Origin of the sequence: Cellulophaga fucicola, assembly GCF_900119145.1 — a bacterium.
GTDB classification, from domain to species: Bacteria; Bacteroidota; Bacteroidia; order Flavobacteriales; family Flavobacteriaceae; genus Cellulophaga; species Cellulophaga fucicola.
The window spans coordinates 605,970-632,187 of record NZ_FPIY01000002.1 but is presented as its reverse complement, the minus strand read 5'-3'; the positions used below and the strand labels follow the sequence as shown (position 1 = coordinate 632,187).

Annotated in this window: 20 protein-coding genes and 1 riboswitch; of the genes, 14 read left to right on the top strand and 6 right to left on the bottom strand. The window is 33.7% G+C overall.

What is annotated here, in order from left to right; genetic code table 11:
• Nucleotide 1: 1 nt before the first annotated feature.
• The 4 genes from BT107_RS09120 to ruvB all read left to right on the top strand — a co-directional run bounded on the left by BT107_RS09120 (nucleotide 2) and on the right by ruvB (nucleotide 4,974).
• Nucleotides 2-1,069, top strand: a complete 1,068-nt coding sequence (locus BT107_RS09120) for a cytochrome c oxidase subunit II (RefSeq protein WP_072303474.1) — start codon at nucleotides 2-4, stop codon at nucleotides 1,067-1,069.
• A gap of 47 nt (nucleotides 1,070-1,116) precedes the next feature.
• Nucleotides 1,117-2,922, top strand: a complete 1,806-nt coding sequence (locus BT107_RS09115) for a cytochrome c oxidase subunit I (RefSeq protein ID WP_072303473.1) — start codon at nucleotides 1,117-1,119, stop codon at nucleotides 2,920-2,922.
• Between the two features lie 143 nt (nucleotides 2,923-3,065).
• Nucleotides 3,066-3,887 (top strand): GIN domain-containing protein, encoded by an 822-nt coding sequence (locus BT107_RS09110; RefSeq protein ID WP_170854722.1) that lies wholly within the window; start codon nucleotides 3,066-3,068, stop codon nucleotides 3,885-3,887.
• Between the two features lie 64 nt (nucleotides 3,888-3,951).
• A complete protein-coding gene (ruvB, locus tag BT107_RS09105; RefSeq protein WP_072303471.1) occupies nucleotides 3,952-4,974 on the top strand; it encodes a Holliday junction branch migration DNA helicase RuvB in 1,023 nt (340 codons plus the stop codon).
• Here the strand turns inward: ruvB and thiH are convergent, their stop codons facing one another.
• The 6 genes from thiH to thiS form a co-directional block, all read right to left on the bottom strand.
• A complete protein-coding gene (gene thiH, locus BT107_RS09100) occupies nucleotides 4,975-6,084 on the bottom strand; it encodes a 2-iminoacetate synthase ThiH (RefSeq protein ID WP_072303470.1) in 1,110 nt (369 codons plus the stop codon).
• Nucleotides 6,077-6,850 carry a thiazole synthase gene (locus tag BT107_RS09095; protein ID WP_072303469.1) on the bottom strand — a complete coding sequence of 258 codons (774 nt, stop codon included), beginning with the start codon at nucleotides 6,848-6,850 and terminating at the stop codon, nucleotides 6,077-6,079. The genes thiH and BT107_RS09095 overlap by 8 nt, the downstream gene beginning before the upstream one ends.
• On the bottom strand, nucleotides 6,843-7,502 hold the full coding sequence (gene thiE, locus BT107_RS09090) for a thiamine phosphate synthase (protein ID WP_072303468.1): 660 nt from the start codon (nucleotides 7,500-7,502) through the stop codon (nucleotides 6,843-6,845). Before thiE ends, BT107_RS09095 begins: the two co-directional genes overlap by 8 nt.
• A complete protein-coding gene (locus tag BT107_RS09085; protein ID WP_072303793.1) occupies nucleotides 7,499-8,110 on the bottom strand; it encodes a thiamine phosphate synthase in 612 nt (203 codons plus the stop codon). The genes thiE and BT107_RS09085 overlap by 4 nt, the downstream gene beginning before the upstream one ends.
• A gap of 247 nt (nucleotides 8,111-8,357) precedes the next feature.
• Nucleotides 8,358-10,217 carry a phosphomethylpyrimidine synthase ThiC gene (gene thiC, locus BT107_RS09080; RefSeq protein WP_072303467.1) on the bottom strand — a complete coding sequence of 620 codons (1,860 nt, stop codon included), beginning with the start codon at nucleotides 10,215-10,217 and terminating at the stop codon, nucleotides 8,358-8,360.
• A 24-nt stretch (nucleotides 10,218-10,241) separates the two neighbouring features.
• On the bottom strand, nucleotides 10,242-10,445 hold the full coding sequence (thiS, locus tag BT107_RS09075) for a sulfur carrier protein ThiS (RefSeq protein WP_072303466.1): 204 nt from the start codon (nucleotides 10,443-10,445) through the stop codon (nucleotides 10,242-10,244).
• A gap of 112 nt (nucleotides 10,446-10,557) precedes the next feature.
• A riboswitch (TPP riboswitch) is annotated at nucleotides 10,558-10,651 on the bottom strand.
• An 87-nt stretch (nucleotides 10,652-10,738) separates the two neighbouring features.
• Between thiS and queG the strand changes: the two genes are divergently transcribed.
• From queG to BT107_RS09025, 10 genes are all read left to right on the top strand, one after another.
• Entirely contained in the window at nucleotides 10,739-11,668 is a 930-nt protein-coding gene (gene queG / locus BT107_RS09070; RefSeq protein ID WP_072303465.1) for a tRNA epoxyqueuosine(34) reductase QueG, read from the top strand.
• Between the two features lie 55 nt (nucleotides 11,669-11,723).
• Nucleotides 11,724-14,021 carry an NADP-dependent malic enzyme gene (locus BT107_RS09065; protein WP_072303464.1) on the top strand — a complete coding sequence of 766 codons (2,298 nt, stop codon included), beginning with the start codon at nucleotides 11,724-11,726 and terminating at the stop codon, nucleotides 14,019-14,021.
• A gap of 26 nt (nucleotides 14,022-14,047) precedes the next feature.
• On the top strand, nucleotides 14,048-14,629 hold the full coding sequence (ruvA, locus tag BT107_RS09060) for a Holliday junction branch migration protein RuvA (protein WP_072303463.1): 582 nt from the start codon (nucleotides 14,048-14,050) through the stop codon (nucleotides 14,627-14,629).
• Between the two features lie 5 nt (nucleotides 14,630-14,634).
• Complete coding sequence (gene sov / locus BT107_RS09055; protein WP_072303462.1) at nucleotides 14,635-21,762, top strand: T9SS outer membrane translocon Sov/SprA; 7,128 nt, start codon at nucleotides 14,635-14,637, stop codon at nucleotides 21,760-21,762.
• Nucleotides 21,763-21,883: 121 nt separating this feature from the next.
• Nucleotides 21,884-22,264, top strand: coding sequence for a glycine cleavage system protein GcvH (gene gcvH / locus BT107_RS09050; protein ID WP_072303461.1), 381 nt, complete (start codon nucleotides 21,884-21,886; stop codon nucleotides 22,262-22,264).
• A gap of 25 nt (nucleotides 22,265-22,289) precedes the next feature.
• A complete protein-coding gene (locus BT107_RS09045; protein ID WP_139254302.1) occupies nucleotides 22,290-22,649 on the top strand; it encodes a VanZ family protein in 360 nt (119 codons plus the stop codon).
• Nucleotides 22,650-22,710: 61 nt separating this feature from the next.
• Nucleotides 22,711-23,433, top strand: a complete 723-nt coding sequence (locus BT107_RS09040; protein WP_072303459.1) for an energy transducer TonB — start codon at nucleotides 22,711-22,713, stop codon at nucleotides 23,431-23,433.
• 155 nt (nucleotides 23,434-23,588) lie between these two features.
• Nucleotides 23,589-24,389 (top strand): energy transducer TonB, encoded by an 801-nt coding sequence (locus BT107_RS09035; protein ID WP_084639195.1) that lies wholly within the window; start codon nucleotides 23,589-23,591, stop codon nucleotides 24,387-24,389.
• A 157-nt stretch (nucleotides 24,390-24,546) separates the two neighbouring features.
• Nucleotides 24,547-25,446: a heme o synthase gene (cyoE, locus tag BT107_RS09030; RefSeq protein WP_072303458.1), complete on the top strand. Its 900-nt coding sequence runs from the start codon at nucleotides 24,547-24,549 to the stop codon at nucleotides 25,444-25,446.
• A gap of 55 nt (nucleotides 25,447-25,501) precedes the next feature.
• Nucleotides 25,502-26,083 (top strand): cytochrome c oxidase subunit 3, encoded by a 582-nt coding sequence (locus tag BT107_RS09025; RefSeq protein ID WP_072303457.1) that lies wholly within the window; start codon nucleotides 25,502-25,504, stop codon nucleotides 26,081-26,083.
• Nucleotides 26,084-26,218: the final 135 nt, after the last annotated feature.

Here is a 26,218-nt window from a genome sequence, read left to right as displayed (position 1 = left end):
AATGATTACAGTTTTAACTATAACGGTTTTAGTCTTAATAGCCATAGCAATTTGGCAAATGACCAAAATTTTTGAATTGTCGCAATTAAGAGCGGCTAAAAATGAAACAGCAACAGATAAAGATAACAAGGTTAACGGTTATCTAATGTTTGCCTTTCTAATATTTATTTATGGTATTACAATCTTTAGTTTCTATAAGTATACTAAGGTTTTATTACCAGAGGCAGGTTCTGCTCACGGTGCGGAGTATGATGATTTAATGCTATTATCAATGGCTATCATCTTCTTTGTACAAACTATTACTCAGTTTTTATTACACTATTTCGCTTACAAATACCGTGGTGAAAAAGACAAAAAAGCATTGTTTTATGCTGACAATCATAAATTAGAATTTATTTGGACTATTATTCCTGTAATTGTTTTAGCTGGTTTAATCCTTTGGGGATTATATACGTGGACAAATATTATGGATATTAATGATGAAGATGATCCACTAATAGTAGAGCTTTATGCGCAACAATTTAACTGGACTGCTAGATATGGTGGTGAGGATAATGTTTTAGGTGAAGCTAACGTAAGAATGATTGACATTGATAATGCTAATGTTTTAGGTTTAGATGAGTCTGATCCTAATGCTGCAGATGATGTTATTGTTAAAGAATTACACTTACCTGTAGGTAGAAAAGTTAATTTCCATATGCGTTCACAAGACGTATTACACTCAGCTTATATGCCTCACTTTAGAGCGCAAATGAACTGTGTACCTGGTATGATTACTCAATTCTCTTTTACACCGATTAAGACTACAGCAGAAATGCGTCAAGATCCAGATGTAATTGATAAAGTAAAAAGAGCTAATAAGATAAGAGCTAAAAGAGCAGCTGCAGGTGAGCCAAACAGTGATCCTTGGGAGTACGACTATATTTTACTTTGTAACAAAATTTGTGGTAAATCTCACTACAATATGCAAATGAAAATTATCGTAGAAACTCAAGAAGAATACGATAAGTGGATGGCTTCTCAAAAGACATTTGGTGGTAATGCTGCTACTGGAGTTGCTGTACAATAATTGATTTAAGAAACTAAGTTAACTAACAAAAATTATAATATCTGATTATGTCAGGAACACACGAACACGACGACGATCACGGACATCATCACAAGGAGACATTCATTACTAAATATATATTTAGTATGGATCATAAGATGATTGCAAAACAGTATTTAATTACTGGTTTAATAATGGGTTTCATTGGTATTGCAATGTCATTATTATTTAGAATGCAATTGGCTTGGCCAGGTGAATCTTTCCCTGTATTTGAAGCATTATTAGGTAAGTGGGCACCAGGAGGTGTTATGGATGCCGATGTATACTTAGCATTAGTAACTATGCACGGTACAATAATGGTATTCTTTGTGCTTACAGCTGGTCTAAGTGGTACTTTTAGTAACTTACTTATTCCATTGCAAATTGGAGCAAGAGATATGGCTTCAGGATTGTTAAATATGATCTCTTATTGGTTGTTTTTTACATCTGCAGTTATAATGGTTATTTCATTATTTATTGAATCGGGACCAGCAGCAGCAGGTTGGACTGTTTATCCTCCATTAAGTGCATTGCCAATGGCGCAATCTGGATCTGGTCTAGGTATGACGTTATGGTTGGTTTCAATGGCTATCTTTATTGCATCGTCTTTATTAGGATCATTAAACTATATAGTAACAGTAATTAACTTAAGAACTAAGGGTATGTCTATGACTAGACTTCCGTTAACTACTTGGGCATTATTTGTTACAGCTATTATTGGTGTTGTTTCTTTCCCTGTTTTATTTTCAGCAGCATTGTTGTTAATAATGGATAGAAGCTTTGGAACATCATTCTTTTTGTCAGATATTTTTATACAAGGAGAGGTTTTACACTACCAAGGTGGATCTCCAGTGTTATATGAACACTTATTTTGGTTCCTAGGTCACCCAGAGGTATATATTGTAATATTACCAGCAATGGGTATTGTATCTGATGTTATGGCAACTAATGCTCGTAAGCCAATATTTGGTTACAGAGCAATGATTATGTCTATTATAGCAATTGCATTCTTATCTACAATTGTATGGGGTCACCATATGTTTATTTCAGGTATGAATCCTTTCTTAGGTTCTGTATTTACGTTTACAACTTTATTAATTGCAATACCTTCTGCTGTAAAAGCATTTAACTGGATTACTACAATCTGGAAAGGTAATTTACAGATGAACGTTGCAATGTTATTTTCTATAGGCTTTGTATCTACATTTATTACTGGTGGTTTAACTGGTATTATTTTAGGTGATAGCACATTAGATATTAACGTACACGATACTTACTTCGTTGTAGCTCACTTCCACTTAGTAATGGGTATATCTGCATTATATGGTTTACTAGCTGGTGTATACCACTGGTTCCCTAAAATGTTTGGTAAGATGATGAATAAGAACTTAGGTTATGTTCACTTCTGGATAACTGCAATATGTGCTTACGGGGTATTCTTTCCAATGCACTTTGTAGGTATGGCTGGTGTACCAAGACGTTATTATGAAAACACTGCTTTTCCAATGTTTGATGAACTTACAGATGTAAATATTTTAATTACAGTATTTGCTTTAATTGCAGGTGCAACACAATTGGTATTCGTTGGTAACTTTATCTATAGCATTTTCTATGGTAAAAAAGCAGAACAAAACCCTTGGAGAGCAACTACTTTAGAGTGGACAACTCCAGTAGAACATATTCATGGTAACTGGCCAGGTGCCATACCAGAAGTCCATAGATGGGCTTATGATTACAGTAAAACAAACGAAAACGGAGAGTACGTACTTCCAGGACAAGATTTTGTTCCTCAGACAGTACCGTTACAAGATGGTGAAGAAGAACTATCTCACTAAACGTTATTTATATTATATAAAGCCTTTTAAAATTTATTTTAAAAGGCTTTTTTTTTGGCATCATTCTTGGCTAACTTATATTGTTAAGTACTATTTTAGTATATTGTTTAACAACAAACACAAACCATTAAATACACTATATTTTGAAAAAAATTATTCTAGGCATATTGCTACTGTTTACGGTAGTAAGTGTGGCGCAAAAAAAACCTAAAATTAAAGGAAGTAAAACTGTTATTGAAGTTACTAATGAATTACCGCCCTTTAATGCAATTGCAGTTTCAGACGGTATTCAAGTAGAAGTTAAAAAAGCCAGAGAGGAGAGTTACAATTTTATTGGTGACGATAACCTTATGGATGTTTTAAAGTTTGAAGTAGTAGATAGTACGTTACAAATTAGTTCTTTTTATAGAATTGTTTCTAAAAAGAAATTGTTATTAACTGTAAATTATATAAACCTTAATGCTATTACCATTGTTAATGGTCGCATAGTAATGAAGGATATACTTACTACAGATAATTTAGAACTTAATTTACAAGATGGTTCTAGATTAGCTTTAAATACATTGGCAGACAATGTAAACATATCTATGACTGGTAATAGTTCGGCAGAGCTAAATGTTGATTGTGATGCTGTTACAATTAACCAAGATCAAAAAAGTGATTTAAGTATTTACGTTGTTGCACAAGATGCTAGTTTAACAATGCACGGTGGTGCAGATGCTAAAATGCAAGGAGCAATTTCTAATTTTAGTATCAATCTTTTTGGTAATGCTCAATTACGAGCAGAGGAATTAAAAGGCACAGCTGTTATTGCTAATTTAGATGAGTCACCAGATGCTAGAATTTATGCATCAGAAAGGTTTGATCTTTCATCTAAAGCGGGCTCTAGAACTTATCTATATGGAACACCTTTAATTACCATTACAGACTTTTTAGGTGCTTCTCAATTAATTAAAAAAGAATAGATTTTTTTTAGATTGATATATTTTCAATTTAAATACTTCTTAATTCTAGTATCTTTGTTAGACTATGAATGAAAACCTAGACCCTACATCAAATAATTTTTCTTCTGAAGATGTTGATATCGAAAGAGCTTTAAGACCCTTGAGTTTTGATGATTTTGCTGGTCAAGATCAGGTATTAGATAACCTTAAAGTATTTGTTGAAGCTGCAAACCAAAGAGGTGAGGCACTAGATCATACATTATTTCACGGACCTCCAGGTTTGGGTAAAACAACTTTAGCTCACATTTTGGCTAACGAGTTGGGTGTTGGTATAAAGGTAACTTCTGGTCCAGTTTTGGATAAACCAGGAGATTTAGCAGGTTTGCTAACAAATCTAGATGAAAGGGATGTTCTTTTTATTGATGAAATACATAGGCTTAGTCCAATTGTAGAAGAATACTTGTATTCTGCAATGGAGGACTATAAAATTGATATTATGATTGAGTCAGGGCCAAATGCACGTTCTGTACAGATAAATCTTAATCCTTTTACTCTAATAGGTGCAACAACGCGTTCGGGCTTGTTAACGGCTCCTATGAGAGCTCGTTTTGGTATTCAGAGTAGATTACAATACTACACAACAGAATTACTATCTACAATAGCAGAACGTAGTGCGGAAATTTTAAATGTTCCTATAGATTTAGAGGCTGCAATAGAAATTGCAGGTAGAAGTAGGGGAACACCTAGAATTTGTAACGCATTGTTAAGACGAGTAAGAGATTTTGCGCAAATTAAAGGAAACGGAAAAATAGATGTAGAAATTTCTAGATTTGGATTAAATGCGTTGAATGTAGATGCACACGGTTTAGATGAAATGGACAATAAAATATTAACCACTATAATTGATAAATTTAAAGGTGGCCCTGTTGGTATAACTACTTTGGCAACAGCAGTGTCTGAAAGTGCAGAAACCATAGAAGAAGTGTACGAGCCTTTTTTAATACAACAAGGTTTTATTATGCGTACTCCTCGTGGTAGAGAAGTAACAGAATTGGCATACCAACATTTGGGTAGAATAAAGGGAAGTGTACAAGGTGGTTTGTTTTAACTACCACGCACTTTCCCAATCTTTCCAAACTACTTCAAACCCCTTTTCTTGTAGCATTTCGGCAATAAGTTCTGTGCTGCGTTCATCAGAAATTTCAAATTGTTCTAAAGATTGTGGTTCTACAACATAACCACCAGGGTTTGTTTTAGATTCTGCACTTATAGATGTAATTCCTAAATTGATAATATTATTCCTGAATTTTTCGCTTTCTCTGGTAGACATAGATAGTTCTACATCTTCGTCTAGCAAACGATAAGCGCATATTAATTGTACTAAATCTGCATCTTCCATAACTACTTTTGGTTCTAAACCACCTGTATGTGGGCGTAACCTAGGAAAAGAGATAGAGTATTTAGTTTGCCAATATGTTTTTTGTAAATACTGTAAATGCAATGCCGTAAAAAAACTGTCTGCTCGCCAATCTTCTAATCCAAATAAAGCGCCTACTCCAATTTTATGCACACCAGCTTTGCCTAATCGGTCAGGTGTTTCTAATCGGTAATCAAAATTAGATTTTTTACCCTTAGGATGGTGTTTTTTGTACTCGTCTCTGTGGTATGTTTCTTGGTACACTAAAACAGCGTATAGGCCATTTTCTACAAGCAATTCATACTCGTCTTGGTCTAATGGTTGTACTTCAATAGTGATGTTTGCAAACTCTTTTTTTAGAATTTTAATGGCATTATTTATGTAATCTACACCAACGGTTTTATTTGCTTCACCAGTAACTAGTAGAATATGGTTATACCCTTTGCTTTTTAAAAAGGCTGCTTCCTTTAAAATTTCAGAATCTGTTAGTGTACGTCTTGGTATTTTGTTGGTTAAACTAAAACCACAATACGTACAAATATTTTGGCACTCATTACTTAAGTACATAGGTGCATACATTTGCATAGTATTGCCAAAACGTTTTTTAGTTAAAACACTACTCAGTTGTGCCATTTGCTCTAAGTATGGCTTTGCAGCAGGAGAAATTAAGGCTTTAAAGTCCTCTAGGTTGCGTTTATTGCTTTGTAAAGCAGCTTCAACGTCTGCACTAGTTTTACTGTAAATGTCTGAAACAATGACGTCCCAATTGTAACTATTAAAAAGCGAAGTGAAATTACTCATTTAAAAAAGAGGTTAAAGGTGAACTTGCTTCAGCTGTTTGTCTAACTGGGGCTAATTTTGCATTGTAAGCCATACGGCCAGCTTCTACTGCAAGTCTAAAAGCATTTGCCATTGCAATAGGGTTTTGTGATACTGCAATTGCGGTATTAACTAAAACTGCATCTGCACCTAACTCCATTGCATAAGCAGCGTGAGAAGGAGCACCTATACCCGCATCTACAATTACAGGAACATTACTTTGCGCTATAATTATTTCTAAAAAATCTACAGTCTTTAAGCCTTTATTACTGCCAATTGGTGCGCCCAAGGGCATTACACATTGTACGCCAACATCTTCTAAGCGTTTACATAAAACAGGATCTGCGTGTATGTATGGCATAACTACAAAGCCTTGTTTTACCAATTCTTCAGCGGCTTTTAAAGTTTCTATGGGGTCTGGTAATAAATATTTTGGATCTGGATGAATTTCTAATTTTACCCAATTTGTTTCTAATGCTTCTCTAGATAATTGCGCAGCAAAAACAGCTTCCTTGGCATTTCTTACGCCAGAAGTATTTGGTAATAAATGTATTCTAGAATGATTTAAGTGCGATAAAATATCATCATTCTCATTCGCAACATCTACACGTTTTAACGCAACAGTAACTAGTTCACTTTCTGAGGCTAATAAAGCGTCTTTCATAACTGTTGAAGAGCTAAATTTTCCGGTTCCAGTAAACAAACGAGATGTAAACGTCTTATCGCCTATTTTTAAATTATCATTCATCGTTTTTCTTTTTTTCAAATTTGTACACTTGTTCTTGGGTTGCAGGTGTGCTAAGTATGTTGTTTAAAGTAGCAATATTGTTAAAGTTGCTTGTAATTTCTCCAGATACAGCAATGCCGTAAATTCCTGTTTTTAATAAACTTGCAACATCTGGTATTGTTATGCCACCAATGGCAATTATTGGAGTATCTGTTTTTAACTCGTCTAAAATGGCTTGGTAACCTTCTAGAGCTAAAGTTGGACTTAAGTTTGTTTTGGTGGTTGTAAATTTAAATGGGCCAAGACCAATATAATCTACCCCCTTTTTTATTAAATTTTCGCAATCTTCTAATGTATTTGCTGTGCCACCAATACTAAGCCACTTGCCTAAATACTCTCTTGCTTCTGTTGGGCAAGCATCGGTTTTGCCTAAGTGTACACCATCTGCTTTTACCTCTTTAGCAATTTTGTAATGATCGTTTATTAGTAATCTAGTCTGAAAATGAGCTGTTATTTCTCTAGCCTTTAATGCTGTTTGCAAAAGAGTTTCTTGGTCTACATCTTTTAATCTAAGTTGTACCCAATCTGCACCAGAAGAACAAGCCTTTTGTATGTTTGCTAAATGTGTTTCTGGAGTTTCTCCTTGACTTATATAATGTAATTTGCTAATCATAACTTCTCTTTTTTAGAAATAGAATTAAATTTTATATCTATTAGTTTAAATGCCTCTACTGGTTGTTCTGCGTTCCAAACTCCACCTAAAACACCAACACCTTTGTAGCCTAAGTCTAAGGTGTCCTTTATGGTTTCTGATGTTACACCGCCCATACCAACTATAAATTTATCTGTACCAGTAACATTAAAACCTTTTCCTTGGTATCCTTTTTTAGAGATTGATGAAAACACGGGGCTTAATAAATGATAGTCGAACTCAAATTCGCAATTTTCTACATCTTTTGGATCGTGAAAAGAGCTACTCATTGTTTTGCCTGCCATTTGTAAAGTGTTAAAATACCCATTGCCGTTTTCTAAAACATCTATTCGTTTTTGCTCTTGAAAATGAATGCCTTTTAGGTTAAAACTATTCACTAGTTCGTGAAAATAATGTACAACAATACGGTTGTGGTATTGCGGTTCTATTTGGTTTAAATACGTTAGGTGTTCTTTGTAATTTTTGAACGGTTTTCTAAAATGATAATATTGTAAGCCTGTTTTAAATAACTGATGAAGTATTTCTATTTCATTAGGTATATCTTTTTCTGGAGCTATAAGTACAATCATTATTATTTGTTTTTGATAAGATGTTCTTGGTGCAATTATGTATTGCATTATCAAGAAGTTCTTAATATAGTTTTCTGTTTTACAAAAACACTAGAATTGACATTTAATTTATTGAGTTAGGGATTGTAGTGATATCCTTTTGCTGTTTATTCTAGTATAAATTATAAAGTAGAACAGGCAAAAGATAAAACGGAAAGCGCGCCTACGCCTTTACTTTAGTAAAAGGCGTAGGAACTTCCGCATTATATTACAAGTACACTTCTGATCCTTTTTCTTTAAATTCTTTAGATTTTTCTTCCATTCCTTTTGCAATTACCTCGTTGTCTACAATGTCGTTTTCGGCGGCAAAATCGCGCACTTCTTGAGAAATTTTCATAGAACAGAATTTTGGTCCGCACATAGAGCAAAAGTGTGCAATTTTAGCACCAGCAGCAGGTAACGTTTCATCATGGTATTCACGAGCGCGTTCTGGATCTAATCCTAAGTTAAATTGATCTTCCCAACGGAACTCAAAACGAGCCATACTTAAAGCGTTATCTCTATGCTGAGAACCTGGATGTCCTTTTGCTAAATCGGCTGCATGAGCTGCTAATTTATAAGTAATTACTCCTACTCGTACGTCTTCTTTATTTGGTAATCCTAAATGCTCTTTTGGTGTTACATAGCATAACATTGCGCAACCGTACCAGCCAATCATAGCTGCTCCAATACCAGATGTAATGTGGTCATAGCCTGGTGCAATATCAGTTGTTAAAGGTCCTAAGGTGTAAAAAGGAGCCTCGTCACAAAGTTCTATTTGCTTCTCCATATTTTCTTTAATCATATGCATTGGCACGTGACCAGGGCCTTCTATAAAACACTGTACTTCATGCTTACGAGCTATTTGTGTTAACTCTCCTAAAGTTTCTAGCTCTGCAAATTGTGCTTCGTCATTTGCATCTGCTACAGAACCTGGACGTAAACCATCACCTAATGAAAAGGCAACGTCGTATTGTTTTAGAATCTCACAGATATCTTCAAAATGAGTATATAAAAAACTTTCTTTATGGTGAGCTAAACACCATTTTGCCATAATAGAGCCACCACGAGATACAATGCCAGTAACACGTTTTGCAGTCATTGGTACGTAACGCAATAAAACGCCTGCGTGAATGGTAAAGTAATCTACACCTTGTTCTGCTTGTTCTATTAGCGTATCACGGAAAATTTCCCAAGTTAAATCTTCGGCAACACCATTTACTTTTTCTAAAGCTTGGTAAATTGGTACCGTACCTACTGGTACTGGTGAGTTGCGGATAATCCATTCACGAGTTTCGTGAATATTTTCTCCTGTAGATAAATCCATAATATTATCTGCTCCCCAACGACAAGCCCATACTGCCTTTTCTACTTCTTCTTCAATAGAAGAGGTAACGGCAGAGTTTCCAATATTTGCATTTATTTTTACTAAGAAGTTTCTACCTAAAATCATAGGTTCTGCTTCTGGGTGATTTATGTTTGATGGAATAATTGCACGGCCTCTTGCAACCTCTGATCTTACAAATTCTGGTGTAATTTTATCTGGAATAGAAGCACCAAAGTGTTCGCCTTTGTGTTGTTTTCTAATCTCGGTCATTTCATCTATTCGCTGGTTTTCGCGAATTGCGATATACTCCATCTCTGGGGTAATGATACCTTTTTTAGCGTAATGTAGCTGTGTTACATTTTGCCCTTTTTTAGCGCGTTTAGGTTTATGCTTTAAATCAAAACGCATATGATCTAAACTTTTATCATTTAAACGTTCGTTACAATATTTTGAAGAAAAACCTTCTAATTCCTCTACATCTCCACGGTCTTTAATCCAAGGTTCGCGAATTCTTTCAATTCCACTATGTACATCTATTTCTTTATTAGGATCTGTATAAGGGCCAGAAGTGTCATAAACCGTTACTGGTTCGTTTGGTGTTTTCTTTTTGGTCATAGAATCTACCGTGTCACTCAATGCAATTTCTCGCATAGCAACCTTAATTTCTGGATATAATTTACCAGAAACATAAACTTTTTTAGAACTAGGAAATGGTTGTCTTGTAATACCGTTTTGTTTAGGTGCGGTGTCTTTTTTTTTCATAATAAGTCTTTTAATGTTTTTAGGTTACCCTCCTTGTGCAGGTTGTATTAATAATACATTGTCGTTGGGTTGTAAAAATGTAGAGCTCCAAATTGCTTTAGGTATTACAGTGCTGTTAACAGCAATAGCAATACCCGGAGTATTTAAATCCAGAGTCTGTATTAATTGTAACACGTTGGTTTCTTTGGGAACCTGGTGCTGCGTGTTATTTACGTTTATGGGTATCATAGAGATACATTTTAAGTGCTAGTTTATAGCGTTAAAAAATCCAATTAAATCGTAAACTGTGTGTGAAAATGCATTTTCCGGAAACGGAAAAACATCAAAAGATAGAAATCATAAAAAGAATTCAACTTTTCCCTTCGGCTGTACTAACAGCATCAGGTTCAAAGGGTATTTCTCAGTTCTTAAAAAGAACACCCCTAAAGTTTACACCCCAAATGTAAGCCCTATTTTTTAACTAGCAATAGCTATGCTAAATAATTTTTTGGTTATCTGTAAACCACTAACTTTGCTTTGTGATGTTACCTATTGTAAATAAAGAAAAAGTTACAGCTTTAATAAAAGAAGAAGCTAAACGCCTAGGATTTATATCTTGTGGTGTGTCTAAGGCCGAATTTTTAGAAGAGGAAGCACCGAGATTAGAGAATTGGCTGAATAAGAATATGAATGGTGAAATGTCTTATATGGAAAACCATTTTGACAAACGTTTAGATCCTACAAAGCTTGTAGAAGGATCTAAATCTGTGATTTCATTATTGTTAAATTACTATCCTGAAGAAACACAAGGCGACGATGTATTAAAAATATCTAAATATGCATACGGGCAAGATTATCACCATATAATAAAATCTAAGTTAAGAGAGTTACAAGAATTTATGACGGATACTATTGGCGAAGTTGGCGGTAGAGCATTTGTAGATTCGGCTCCAGTTCTAGATAAAGCTTGGGCAGCAAAGAGTGGTTTAGGGTGGATTGGTAAAAACAGCAATTTAATAACCCAGAGAGTAGGCTCTTTTTATTTTATAGCAGAGCTTATTGTGGATATTGATTTGGTTTATGATACTGCTGTAACAGATCATTGTGGTACGTGTACAGCCTGTATAGATGCTTGTCCAACACAGGCAATTGTAGATCCTTATGTGGTAGATGGTAGTAAGTGTATTTCTTATTTTACAATAGAATTAAAAAATGAAATACCAGTAGAAGTAAAGGATAAGTTTGATGATTGGGTTTTTGGCTGCGATGTTTGCCAAGATGTTTGTCCTTGGAATAAATTTTCTAAACCACACCAAGAACCATTATTTAATCCGCATCCAGATTTGTTATCTATGACCAAGAAAGATTGGGAAGAAATAACGGAAGATGTTTTTAGAAAGGTTTTTCAGAAATCTGCCGTAAAACGTACGAAGTTCTCAGGCTTACAGCGCAACATAGAATTTTTAAAATAATAGTATAAGTTAATTGACGGGATACTCGTAAATTTACACCTTAAAATTAGAAACAATGAGCAACGAGAAGAATAGAAGAGAGGCTTTAATTTATCATGCGAAACCGCAACCAGGTAAAATTAAAATTGTTCCTACTAAGCCTTATGCAACACAAAGAGATTTGGCATTAGCTTACTCTCCAGGTGTAGCAGAGCCTTGTTTAGAGATATTTAAAGACAAAGAAAATGCCTACAAATATACCTCTAAAGGTAATTTAGTAGCTATAATTACCAACGGTACTGCGGTATTAGGATTGGGAGATATTGGTCCAGAAGCATCTAAGCCAGTAATGGAAGGAAAAGCATTGTTGTTTAAGATTTTTTCTGATATAGATGGTGTAGATATAGAGATTGATACTAAAGATGTAGATAAGTTTGTAGAGACTGTAAAAATGATAGCGCCTACTTTTGGTGGTATTAATTTAGAAGATATTAGTGCTCCTGCTGCTTTTGAAATAGAACGTAGATTAAAAGAGGAATTAGATATTCCTGTAATGCATGATGATCAACACGGTACTGCAATTATTTCTGCAGCTGCATTATTAAATGCATTAGAGATTGCAGGTAAAAAAATTGACGAAGTACGTATTGTAATAAGTGGTGCAGGTGCAGCTGCTGTTTCTTGTACAAGATTATATAAAGCATTTGGTGCTAAGGACGAGAATATTGTAATGCTAGATAGTAAAGGTGTTATAAGATCTGATAGAGAAAACTTGTCTAAAGAAAAATTAGAGTTTGCATCTGATAGAAAAATAGATACACTAGACGAAGCAATGGTAGACGCAGATGTGTTTGTTGGTCTTTCTATTGCAAATATTGTATCTCCAGAAATGCTAGTTTCTATGGCTAAAAAGCCAATTGTTTTTGCAATGGCAAATCCAAATCCAGAGATAGAATATGATATAGCAATAGCTGCTAGAAAAGACATTATTATGGCTACAGGAAGATCTGATCATCCTAACCAAGTAAATAATGTTCTTGGTTTTCCTTTTATTTTTAGAGGAGCTTTAGATGTTAGAGCAACTGGTATTAATGAAGCTATGAAAATGGCAGCGGTTAAGGCAATAGCAAAATTAGCTAAAGAACCAGTGCCAGAGCAAGTAAATATTGCATATGGAGAAACAAGGTTAACTTTTGGAGAAGATTACATAATACCAAAACCTTTTGATCCTAGATTAATTGCTGAAATTCCTTTAGCTGTAGCAAAAGCTGCTATGGACAGTGGTATAGCAAAACAACCTATAGAGGATTGGGATAAGTATAAAGAAGAATTAATTAGACGTTCTGGAAACGATAATAAAGTTGTTCGTTTATTGCACAACAGAGCAAAAGCAAGTCCTAAAAGAATTGTTTTTGCAGAGGCAGATCATTTAGATGTGTTAAAAGCGGCTCAAATAGCATATGAAGAAGGTATTGCAGAGCCAATTTTACTAGGTAAAAAAGAAACAATTCTAGAGCTTAAAAAAGAATTAGAATTTGATGCTGATGTTGAAATTATAGATACTAAGGCTACAGAATCTAAAGGTCAGCGTACTATTTATGCTACTAAGTTTTGGGAAAATAGAAAACGTAAAGGAGTTACGTTTTACTATGCTAAAGCAAAAATGAGAGAGCGTAATTATTTTGGATCTATGATGGTTGAAACTGGAGATGCAGACGGAATGATCTCTGGTTACTCTAGAGCATACCCAACGGTTGTAAAACCAGTTTTTGAAGTAATTGGTAGAGCAACTAATGTACAAAAGGCTGCTACAGTAAATATAATGGTTACGGATAAAGGACCTTTATTTGTTGCAGATACTTCTATAAACATTAATCCTACTGCGGAAGAATTGGCAGAAATAGCTTTAATGACTGCTAATGTTGCTAAAACTTTTGGTTTTGACCCTGTTCTAGCAATGACATCTTATGCAAACTTTGGATCTTCTAGTGCTCCAAATGCTGTAAAGGTTAGAAAGGCAGTAGAAATACTTCATAAAAATCATCCAGAGATGGTTGTAGATGGTGAAATCCAAATGGATTTTGCTTTAAACAAAGAATTATTACAAAGTCAATTTCCTTTTTCTAAGCTAGCAGGGAAAAATGTAAATACATTTATATTTCCAAACTTGGAGTCGGCCAACATTACATATAAATTGATGAAAGAATTAAATAATGCAGATTCTATTGGTCCTATAATGTTAGGGTTAAGTAAATCTGTACATATTCTTCAATTAGGAGCAGATGTAGACGAAATGGTGAATATGACGGCAGTAGCAGTTATAGATGCACAAGAAAGAGAAAAAAGAAAAAAAGCAAAATCAGCTACTAAATAAATTAGTAACAATCAACCTATACCAATATGATTACACATTTAAGAGGAAAATTAGTAGAGAAGAATCCAACATTTTTAGTAATAGAGTGTAACGGTGTAGGCTATTTTGTAAATATATCATTACATACCTTATCCAAGGTGTCAGATGCAGAAAACATACAGTTGTATACGCATTTACAAGTTAAAGAAGATGCGCATACACTGTTTGGTTTTGCAGAGAAATCTGAAAGAGAAATTTTTAGGCTTTTAATTTCAGTTTCTGGAATTGGTTCTAGTATTGCCCGCACAATGTTATCATCATTATCACCTGCCCAAGTGAGAGATGCAATTGCAAGCGGAGATGTGGCAACTATACAATCTGTAAAAGGTATAGGAGCAAAGACTGCACAGCGTGTTATTTTAGATCTAAAAGATAAAGTATTAAAAATATACGATATTGATGAAGTTTCTACTTCTTCAAACAATACAAATAAAGAAGAAGCGTTATCTGCTTTAGAGGTTCTTGGTTTTGCGCGTAAGCAAGCAGAAAAAACAGTAGATAAGGTTGTTAGTCAAGACTCGACATTAAGCGTTGAAAACATTATTAAGTTGGCGCTGAAAAATTTGTAATAAGTTTGAAAACAGGGGCAAAAAAAAATCTTTCACCACTATTTAGGTTCGTAATATTATGTGTGCTTTTCTTAGGTGCAACGCCGTTTGCGTTTGCGCAAGAGGTTGGTGAGCAAGAAACAGATTCTACAAAAACAGGAGTGGCACTAGGTAAAATAGTATTGCCAAATCCTGATAGCATTATTTCTAAATATACATACGATTCTACTTTGGATAAATATGTGTATACAGAAACAGTTGGTGGTTTTAGTGTTAGCTATCCTATTTACTTATCTCCAGACGAATATTTTGAGTTAGCCCGTAAAGAAGGAATGAAAGCCTACTTTAAAGAAAAAGCTGATGCATTTTCTGGAAAAAAAGCAGGTAGTGAAGAAGCTAGGAAAAACTTATTACCTAACTTTTATGTAAACAGCAATTTTTTTCAATCTATTTTTGGAGGTAATACCATAGAAGTTATTCCAACAGGATCTGTTGCAATGGATTTAGGTGTTATTTGGCAAAAAAATGATAATCCGTCTTTATCCCCAAGACAACGTACAAATATGTCTTTTGACTTTGATCAGCAAATACAATTAAGTATGCTGGGTAAAATTGGAGAAAGACTACAGGTTAGTGCAGATTACAACACAGAGGCAACTTTTGATTTTCAGAACTTAGTAAAATTAGATTATACGCCTACAGAAGATGATATAATACAAAAAATAGAAATTGGTAATGTAAGTATGCCGTTAAATAGCTCTTTAATAACAGGAGCTCAAAGTTTATTTGGTGTAAAAACACAATTACAATTTGGTAAAACATTAGTAACCGCAGTATTGTCTGAGCAACGTTCGCAAAATAATACAGTAGTTGCACAAGGTGGTGGTACGGTAGAAGAATTTTCTTTTTCGGCCCTAGATTATGATGAAGACAAACATTTCTTTTTAGCACAATACTTTAGAGATAATTATGATGCTGCTTTAGAAAACTATCCATACATACGTAGTCAAGTACAAATTACAAGGTTAGAGGTTTGGGTAACTAATAGAAGGCAAGAAACATTAAACGTAAGAAACGTTGTAGCGTTACAGGATTTAGGTGAATCTGAATCTGACCAAACAAGGATTGGAAAAAGTGGTGCTGCCCCTGCCGGATTTTTTAACATAAGTGCTGCAGCTGGTAATTTACCTTTAAACAACGCCAATGATTATGATCCTGCTTTAATTGGTAATGGAGGCGCGTTAACAAGTCAAATTAGAGATATTGCTACGGTACAAGCTGGTTTTAATGTTCCGGGTTATACTGTAAATCAAGGGTTTGATTATACAATTTTAGAAAACGCTAGAAAATTAGACGTTAGTAAGGGTGAGTATGTATTTCATCCTCAATTAGGTTATATTTCTTTAAGTCAGCGTTTAAGTAATGATGAAGTTTTAGCAGTCGCTTTTCAGTATACATACCAAGGACAGGTATACCAGGTAGGTGAATTTGCAAATGGAGGATTAGAAGCAACTTCTGTTTCTGCAGGTGTTACGCCAGTGGTAGAAAATAATACGTTGGTATTAAAACTTTTAAAAAGTAATATTACTGCGGTACAAGATCCTATTTGGGATTTAATGATGAAGAACATCTATAATACAGGAGCGTATCAATTAAGTCAAGAAGATTTTAAACTTAATATATTATATACAGATCCAACCCCAAGAAATTATATTACACCTGTAGCAGAAGGTCCTGGTACTGGTTGGCCAACAACTCCAAAACCATTACAAGAGCGTATACTTTTAGACGTGTTTAATTTAGATAGATTAAATGCTTATAATGATATACAGTCTGGTGGAGATGGATTTTTTGATTATGTAGAAGGATTAACAATAGATTCGCAAAACGGAAATATAATTTTTACCAAAGTAGAACCTTTTGGAGAATATATTTTTGAAGAATTAGGTGGTGGTACTTACGATGTAGATAACGATCAAGGGTATAACGACAACCAGAAAAAGTATGTATACAGAAATATGTATTCTCGTACCAAGTCAGCAGCTTTAGAAGATGCTGATAAAAATAAGTTTTTAATAAAAGGTAAGTATAAGTCACAAGGAATAAATGGTATTCCTATTGGTGCTTTTAATGTACCAAGAGGATCTGTACGTGTAACCGCTGGTGGTAGACAATTACAAGAAGGTATAGATTATACTGTAAATTATCTGGCTGGTACGGTGCAAATTCTAGATCCTAGTTTAGAAGCTAGTAATGTTCCAATTAATATCTCTGTAGAAAACAATGCGGTTTTTGGACAGCAGACAAGGCGTTTTACAGGGGTTAATGTTGAGCATCAATTTAATGAGAAGTTTGTTTTAGGAGGTACTTTTTTAAATTTAAACGAGCGTCCCTTAACTCAGAAATCATCTTACGGTGTAGAACCAGTTAATAATACAATGTTTGGTTTAAACGGTAACTTCTCTACAGAGGTTCCATATTTAACTAGATTGGTAAATAAATTACCAAATATAGACACAGATGTACCATCTAATTTATCGGTACGTGGTGAGGTTGCTTTCTTACGCCCTAATTCTCCAAAAAATGCAAATTTTGAAGGAGAAACTACAACATATGTAGATGATTTTGAAGGCGCACAGTCTTTAATAGATATTAGATCTTCTTTAGGTTGGTCTTTAGCGAGTACGCCATTAGAGTTTGCAGATCCAAGCGGACAATTATATGGTAGTTCTCCAGATGATACAGAAAACCTTAGAAACGGATTTGGTAGAGCAAAAATGGCTTGGTATTCTATAGATCGTCTTTTTTATTCTAATCAAAGACCTTCTGGAATTAATGATAATGATGTTTCATTAAATGCAACTAGAAGAGTTTTTATAGATGAGGTTTTTCCTAAAGTAGAAATAGCTCAAGGACAAACTACAACTCAAGGAACATTAGATTTAGCGTATTATCCTAATCTAAAAGGACCATACAATAACAACGATGGTTTTGATACAACACCTTCAGATGAAAAATGGGGTGGTATTATGCGTCCAATGAGTAGTACTAATTTTGAGCAAGCAAATGTTGAGTTTGTTCAGTTTTGGGTGTTAGACCCTTATGTAGACGGAGAAACTACAAGTCCAGGAGAATTGGTTTTTAATATTGGTAATATTTCTGAAGATATATTAAAGGATGGAAAAAAACAATACGAGAACGGATTGCCAGGTGTTACTAGTAATGATTTAATTTCTGAAACATCTTGGGGGCAAGTGCCAGCAACACAGTCTTTAGTATATGCTTTTGATGCAGATGAAACAAATAGAGGATTACAAGATTTAGGGTATGATGGTTTAAGTGATGCTGAAGAGACATCAATATTTACAAACAACCCAGCAAACGATCCTGCTTTAGATAATTATGAGTATTATTTAAATAAAGACGGAAGCATTTTAGAACGATACTTAAATTACAATAACCCACAAGGAAATTCTCCTGTACAGGTAAGTAATTCAAATAGAGGTTCTACAACTTTACCAGATGTAGAAGATATAGATCGTGATTTAACTATGAATACAGTAAATAGTTATTACGAGTATAGAATACCTATTAAAGCAGGTACTACTATTAACGATAAGTATGTAACAGATATAAAAGAAGGCCAAACACCTACATTGCCAAATGGTAGTGTATTAAATAGAAGATGGATACAATATAAAATTCCGTTAAGCGATTTTACAGATGCTATTGGTGGTATAACAGATTTTAGATCTATTAGTTTTATGCGTATGTATTTAACTGGTTTTTCTGATGATGTTGTAATGCGTTTTGCAACTTTAGATTTAGTGCGTGGAGATTGGCGTAGTTATACAAAATCTCTTGAGCCAGATGTAGATAATAACCCTGCAGATGATGGTACTTTTGTAGATGTTGCAACAGTTAATATTGAAGAAAATAATACGCGTTCTCCTATTATATACGATTTACCTCCTGGTTTGCGTAGAGAGCAGTTAAATAATAACAATACTATTGTACAGCAGAACGAGCAATCGCTTTCTTTTAAGATAGAAAATTTAGAATCTAAAGATTCTAGAGGTGTGTTTAAAAACGTAAATATTGATATAAGACAATACGAGCGTCTTAAAATGTTTATTCACGCAGAAGAAATTATAGAAACAGATTTTCCTGATGGCGATATGCCATTGGTTGGTTTCTTAAGAATAGGAACAGATTTTAGTCAGAACTTTTATCAAATTGAAGTGCCTTTAGAATTTACTGCGCACGGAGAAAGAGATAGAGAAAGAATATGGCCAGATAATAACAATTTAGAGGTTAACTTATTAGATTTAAATAGAATAAAGTCTTTTGGTATTGCAGGACAAACACTAAATCAGATAAATTATTATGAGATTATAGATGGTGAAGTTGTTGCTGTAAATGAATTTGATGCTCGTACACCTGGTGTTATGCGTATAGGTTTAAGAGGTAACCCTTCTTTAGGAAGTATACGTAGTATGATGGTTGGTGTTAAAAATACTAGCGATTTTCCTGCTCGTGGAGAGGTTTGGTTTAATGAGCTGCGTTTGGCTGGTTTAGATAATAACGGTGGTTGGGCGGCTATAGCAGCTGTAGATTTAAATTTTGCAGATTTTGCAGATATATCTGTAACGGGTAACAAAAGTACATCTGGTTTTGGTAGTATAGATCAGATGCCTAACGAGCGTGCAAGAGAAGATGCAATGTCTTACGATGCTGTAACAAATGTAAACCTTGGTCAGTTATTACCTAAAAAGTTAGGAATACAATTACCGTTTAATTATGGTATTTCTGAGCAATTGGTTACTCCTGAGTTTGATCCTGTTTATGACGATTTAAAATTAGAAGACAGAATTGCAGCAGCGCAAACGCCAGAAGATGCAAAAGCAATAGAAGAGCAAGCGGAAGATTATACAAAAAGAACAAGTATTAATTTTATAGGAGTTCGTAAAAATAGAAGTGAAGAAGCAGAGGCTAATTTTTACGATGTAGAAAACTTTACGTTTAACTATTCGTACAACGAAATAAATCATAGAGACTTTGAAATAGCGAAGTTAAAAGATCAAAATGTTACAGCAGGTTTATCTTATGCGCATAGTTTTGAGCCAGTAGAGGTTGCTCCTTTTGCTAAAAAAGATTCATTGTTTACAGGTAAATATTTAAAGTGGTTAAAAGATATTAACTTAAATTTATTGCCAACAAGTATTGCTATTAACTCTAATGTTAATCGTCAATTTAATCAGCAGCGTTTTAGAGATGTTTTAGAGCCTGGTGTAGAGGCGTTAAAATTGCCAGAATTACAACAACGTAATTATATGTTTAATTGGCAGTATAATGTTAATTATAGTTTAACAAAGTCATTACGTTTTAATATATCTGCATCTAACAATAATATTATTCGTAATTATTATAAAGATGAAACAGCTTCTACTTTAGAAATAGACGACCAAATGAATATTTGGGATGGCTTTTTTGATATTGGAGAGCCAAACAGACACGCACAACAATTTGAGCTGAATTACGAAATACCTTTTGATAAAATACCTGCATTAGATTTTATAAATGCACAATATGTTTATACTAGTAATTTTGATTGGCAACGTGGAGGCGATGCTTTAAAAGAAGTTGCCGGTGAAGATATAAATCGAATTCAGAATGCAAGTACGCATACAATAGCAGCTAATTTTACAATGCAGAAATTGTATGATATGGTTGGCTTAAAAAAATCTAAAGGAAAAGCAAAAGAGACAGACCGTAAAGACAAGGCAGGCAATACGCCAAAAGCTAAAAATGGTGGTGTTGGCAAATTTGCTAAAGATTTAGTAACAATGGTTAAGCGTGTAAATGTTAACTATACAGAAACTAGAGGTAAGCAATTGCCAGGTTATACAAGGTCTATTGGTTTTATAGGGACAACAAAACCAAGTTTAGGATTTGTTTTTGGTAGTCAGGAAGATGTGCGTTACGATGCTGCTAAAAGAGGTTGGTTAACAACTTTTACAGATTTTAACGAGCAATTTGTGCAAGAAACAAATAGGCAATTAGATATTACTGCTGTAGCAGAACCAATAAGAGATTTAACTATTGATATTACGGCAAACAGAAACATATCTGAGCGTTACCAAGAAAATTTTAAAGTAGAAGATTTAGGTAGTGGGCAATATGAATATCAAAACCTATTAGGAAATAACTATGGTAATTTTGGTATTTCTACTATAATGATAAAAACTGCTTTTGCTAAGAGTGATGAATTTGAGTCTTCAGCTTTTGATCAGTTTAAAGAAAACAGATTAATTGTAGCAAACCGTTTAGCAGGTAATACAGGTAATAGAGATTCAGAAGGGTACCCAGAACGTTATGGTAAAACAAGTCAGAATGTATTGTTGCCAGCATTTATTGCAGCATATACGGGGCAAGATGCATCTAAGGTAAAATTAGGGGCTTTCAGGAATATTCCAATTCCTAACTGGCGTTTAAAGTATACTGGTCTAATGCGTAACTCTTGGTTTAAGGAAAAGTTTAAGCGTTTTTCTATTAGTCACGGTTATAGGTCATCGTATAATATAAACTCATATCAAACAAATTTAGAAAGAGAGAATACAACAATAGATCCAGAGACTCAGGACTTCTTGCCAGAGAATATAATGGCAAATGTTGTGCTTACAGATCAATTTAACCCGTTAGTGCGTTTAGATTTTGAAATGAAGAACTCTATGAGTATTGTGGCAGAGTTGCAAACAATGAGGGCTTTAACAATGAGTTTTGATAACAACTTGCTAACAGAGCTTAATAGTAAAGATTATACAGTAGGTTTAGGTTATAGATTTAAAGATGTAAATTTTGTAACTAATATAGGTGGAGATAAGCATAGGTTTAAAGGAGATTTAAATTTAAAGTTAGACGCTACTTTAAAAGATAATATGACAATTATTAGAAACCTAGAGTTAAATAACAATCAAATTACATCCGGACAAAATGTTTTTTCTTTAAAGTTTGGAGCAGATTATGCTCTTAGTAAAGCATTAGAGGTTGCTTTTTTCTATGATCATTCTTTTTCAAAGTTTGCAGTTTCTACAGCATTTCCACAAACAACAATAAATACAGGTTTTACTGTTAAGTATAATTTTGGAAACTAAAAGACGGTTTTGATTAAGTGTTTCTTAAAAAAGTTGAGAATAACGTAATTTTTCAAATTAAATAATTTTCAAATCGTATTTTATCAGTTACATTTGCTGCATTAATTAAAATAATACTAAAATGAACATACCATCAGAATTAAAGTATACTAAAGATCACGAGTGGGTTAAAATAGATGGCGATATTGCTACTGTTGGGATTACTGATTTTGCTCAAGGAGAGTTAGGAGACATAGTTTATGTTGAAGTAGAGACATTAGATGAGACCTTAGATAAAGATGAGGTTTTTGGTACTGTTGAAGCTGTAAAAACTGTTTCAGATTTATTTTTACCATTATCAGGAGAAATAATAGAGTTTAACGAGTCTCTAGAAGATGAGCCAGAAAAGGTGAATACAGATCCTTACGGAGATGGTTGGATGATAAAAATTAAAATAAGTGACGCTGCTCAGGTTGAAGAATTAATGAGTGATGCTGATTATAAAGAGTTAATTGGTGGTTAAGAAACCAATTTTTACCATATTATTTGTGAGCTGGGTAGTGTTTATAACATTACTCAGCTTATTTTCTTTTAGTAATACAGATCTTCCTTCTGTTAAAATACCAAACCTAGATAAGTTAGTGCATTTTACTTTTTACAGTGTTGCAGCTGTACTTGGAACTCTATCTTTAAAAGAGTTTTTCGTAATTAATAAAGGTAAAACTCTTGCTTTATGGTATTTAGCTTTCTTTTTAATTGCTTATGGCATACTTATTGAAGTGTTACAAGATAGATTTACTGTTACAAGAAGCGGTGAGTTTTTAGATTTTGTAGCAAACACAATTGGTGTTTTTATGGGTCTATTTACTGCAAAATGGCTTTTTTTAAGAGAAAGAAAATTAAAATGAAAAAATTAATTGTTTATTTAGATAATATTTATTTAAATTAGCGAACACTAAATTAAAACCTATGGAACCAAAGAAAAATCCAAAAGCTGACTTAACAAGAAACAGCGGTCTTTATTTTGCAATAGGACTGGCAGTTGTTATGTTCTTCGTTTGGCAAGCATTAGAGTACAAGAAGTACGACAAAGACAATACATATGATATTACACAAAATGTAGATGATATGTTAGATGAGGAAGTTCCAATGACAGAACAAATTAAAACTCCACCGCCTCCACCACCGCCACCAGCAGCTCCAGAAGAAATTGCTGTTGTAGAAGATGATGTAGAGATAGAGGAGTCTGTTATAGATGATACTGAATCTGATGAAGATACTGAGGTAATTGAAGTAAATGATGTTGTAGAAGAAGAAGTAGATCTAGATGTAGATGTACCATTTTCTGTAATTGAAGATGTTCCAATTTTCCCAGGATGTGAAAAAGAAAAAAGTAAAGGAGCTAAGGCTTTAAGAGATTGTTTTAATGAAAAAATGAACAAACACATTAGAAAAAACTTCCAATACCCAGAAATTGCTCAAGAAATGGGTATTCAAGGTAGAGTAAGTGTTCGTTTTGTAATTCAGAAAGACGGTTCTATTGGTCAAGTTCAAATGCGTGGACCGGATAAAAACTTAGAAAAAGAAGCTGCTAGAATTATTGGCAAACTTCCTAAGATGACTCCAGGTAAACAAAGAGGTAGAGCTGTACGTGTTCCATTTAGCTTACCTATTACATTTAGATTACAATAAGCAATATTAGCTTTTAAGAATATAAAAATCCGAACCATTTAGGTTCGGATTTTTTTTATCATTTTTTTTAAAAAAATAAGCCCCAAGCATTTGCTTGGGGCTTTTGGTACGCTTCTTGTGTTTTAACATAACTATAACAAATAAAAAATAGTATTATGAAAACAAACACAGAAAATTCTGTTGATTTCCACGGCAATGGAAATAACAGAGCGCTAGCCAATGCTAGTCCTAAAAAGAGCAAGCACGATGCAAATCTACGAAAAAACAGCTTCTTAAACTTTCAAATAGGTTTGGTTGTTGCAATGGGTCTTGTGTACTTGGCATTGGAGTCGTCTTATGCTTTTGTAGAAGAGGAGCTATTTACTCCTGCAGAAACAGAAGTAGAGTTGGTTGAGTATCATCCAGATCTAAATAATTTTAAGGTTGAAGAAAATAAACCAAAGGAAAAAGTTTTGGCTAAAGCCATTATTAATCCGGATAAAATTAAAATTGCTCCAGATGATACAAAACTAATAATTTCAGAAATTATAAATGACACAGAGGTTAGTCCAGATGAAATAGTAGATGTAAGTAGTATTGTAGATGCAAGAATAATAGAAGAGCCTGTTATTCCTTTAGATGTTGTAGAGGAGGTTCCAATTTTTCCAGGTTGCGAGAAGGTTGCTAAGAGTAAAAGAAAAGATTGTTTTAATGAAAAAATGCAAAAACACGTTAAACGGTACTTTAGATATCCAGATGCAGCTATAGAGATGCGAGAACAGGGTAAGGTAAGTGTAATGTTTAAAATAGGTACAGATGGTATTGTAAAAGACGTGCAAATGAGAGGTCCGTCTGAAATACTAGAAAAAGAGGCGCAGCGTATTATTGCTAAGCTTCCACAAATGACTCCTGGTAAACAAGGTAATAGTAATGTTGTGGTGCCATATTCTATTCCAATCAATTTTAAGTTGCAATAGTTTAAGTGTAATAATAATTTAAAAGAGCTTGTTAGTCTGCTTACTAACAGGCTCTTTCTTGTTTTTTATAAGGGTTATTGATTAAGAAGATAAACCTTCTTAATTGGTTGTAAAGAAATCAATTAGGTTATATCTTTGCAGTCCATAAAAATTGAGGATGAAAACTGCGGTTGGTACAGTAAAAGAAGCTACAGATGTTTCGGCATTTACAGACTTTAAAGAAATAACAAAGGCGAGACTTGCTATTAGTGTAGTTTTTTCTTCTATAGCCGGTTATTTTTTAGGCGCAGATAAAATAGATTTTGTTGTTTTATTACTTTTAGCTTTTGGTGGGTATTGTATGGTAGGTGCATCAAATGCATTTAATCAAATAATAGAAAAAGATCTAGACGCTTTAATGGATCGTACTAAAAATAGACCAATACCTGCAGGAAGAATGACGGTTACTACCGCTTCAATTGTTGCAGTGGTTATGACTTTAGCCGGTTTAATCTCATTATACGTTATAAATCCAAAAACAGCAATGTTTGGGGCTATATCCATATTCTTATATACTTGTGTTTATACTCCTTTAAAAACAAAGACTCCATTAGCTGTTTTTGTTGGTGCTTTTCCTGGAGCAATACCTTTTATGTTAGGGTGGGTTGCAGCAACAAATGAATTTGGAATAGAACCCGGAACATTATTTATGATTCAGTTTTTTTGGCAATTTCCTCATTTTTGGGCTTTAGGCTGGATGTTAGATGAAGACTACAAAAAAGGTGGATTTAAAATGCTGCCAACTGGTAAAAAAGATAAAGGGACTATTGTACAAATTATTATGTATACAATTTGGATGATGGTTGTCTCTGTTGTACCAGCATTTGGTATTACAGGAGCGCTACAGTTGTCTGTAATTGCAGCTGTATTGGTTTTTTTAATGGGAGGTGTAATGTTGTTTTTTGCTTTTCGTTTGTTTGATAATAGAGATAATGCCTCTGCAAGAAAATTAATGTTAGCAAGTGTAACTTATATTACGCTAATGCAGATTGTATATGTTGTAGATAAGTTTGTGTAGTTAAATGATAGGGAATAATTAAAATTGCTTTTTTAATATTAATAAGTGTTGCTAAATGGATATAACTCATAGATCAGAAAAGGAAAAGTCAGATAATGCTAAAAAAATGATGCTTTGGTTTGGTATCGTTAGTTTAATAATGGCATTTGCAGGTTGGACAAGTGCATATATTGTAAGTAGTTCTAGAGAAGATTGGTTAAAAGATTTTGATTTGCCATCGGCGTTTTTCTGGAGTACTTTAATTATTGTTGTAAGTAGTGTTACTTACTTTTTAGCGGTACAAGCTACTAAAAAAGATAAAAAATCAACGGCAAGCACTTATTTGTGGGTAACATTGGCTTTAGGTGTTGCTTTTATAGTTTTACAATTTGTTGGTTTTTCTCAATTAATAGGTAGCGGTTTTTATTTTACTGGTCCAACAAGTAGTATAACAATGTCTTATATCTTTTTAATTGCTGTAGTGCACGTTGCACACGTATTAGCAGGACTAGTTTCTTTAATTGTGGTTATTGTAAATCAAATGAAGGGTAAATACTCATCATCAGAAGTAAACGGACTAGAAATAGGCGCTACTTTTTGGCATTTCTTAGATTTGTTATGGGTTTATTTAATCCTATTCTTCTATTTATATCGATAATAAATAGAAATAAAGTTAATTTCAGTTAAATTTTGGTTTTTGTATAGCCGAAAAAAATGTAAATTTGCGGAATCTATATAAACTTATAGGTTTATTTAGATGTTTTAAAAAATAATAGAGCGTAGTTAAGCGTTC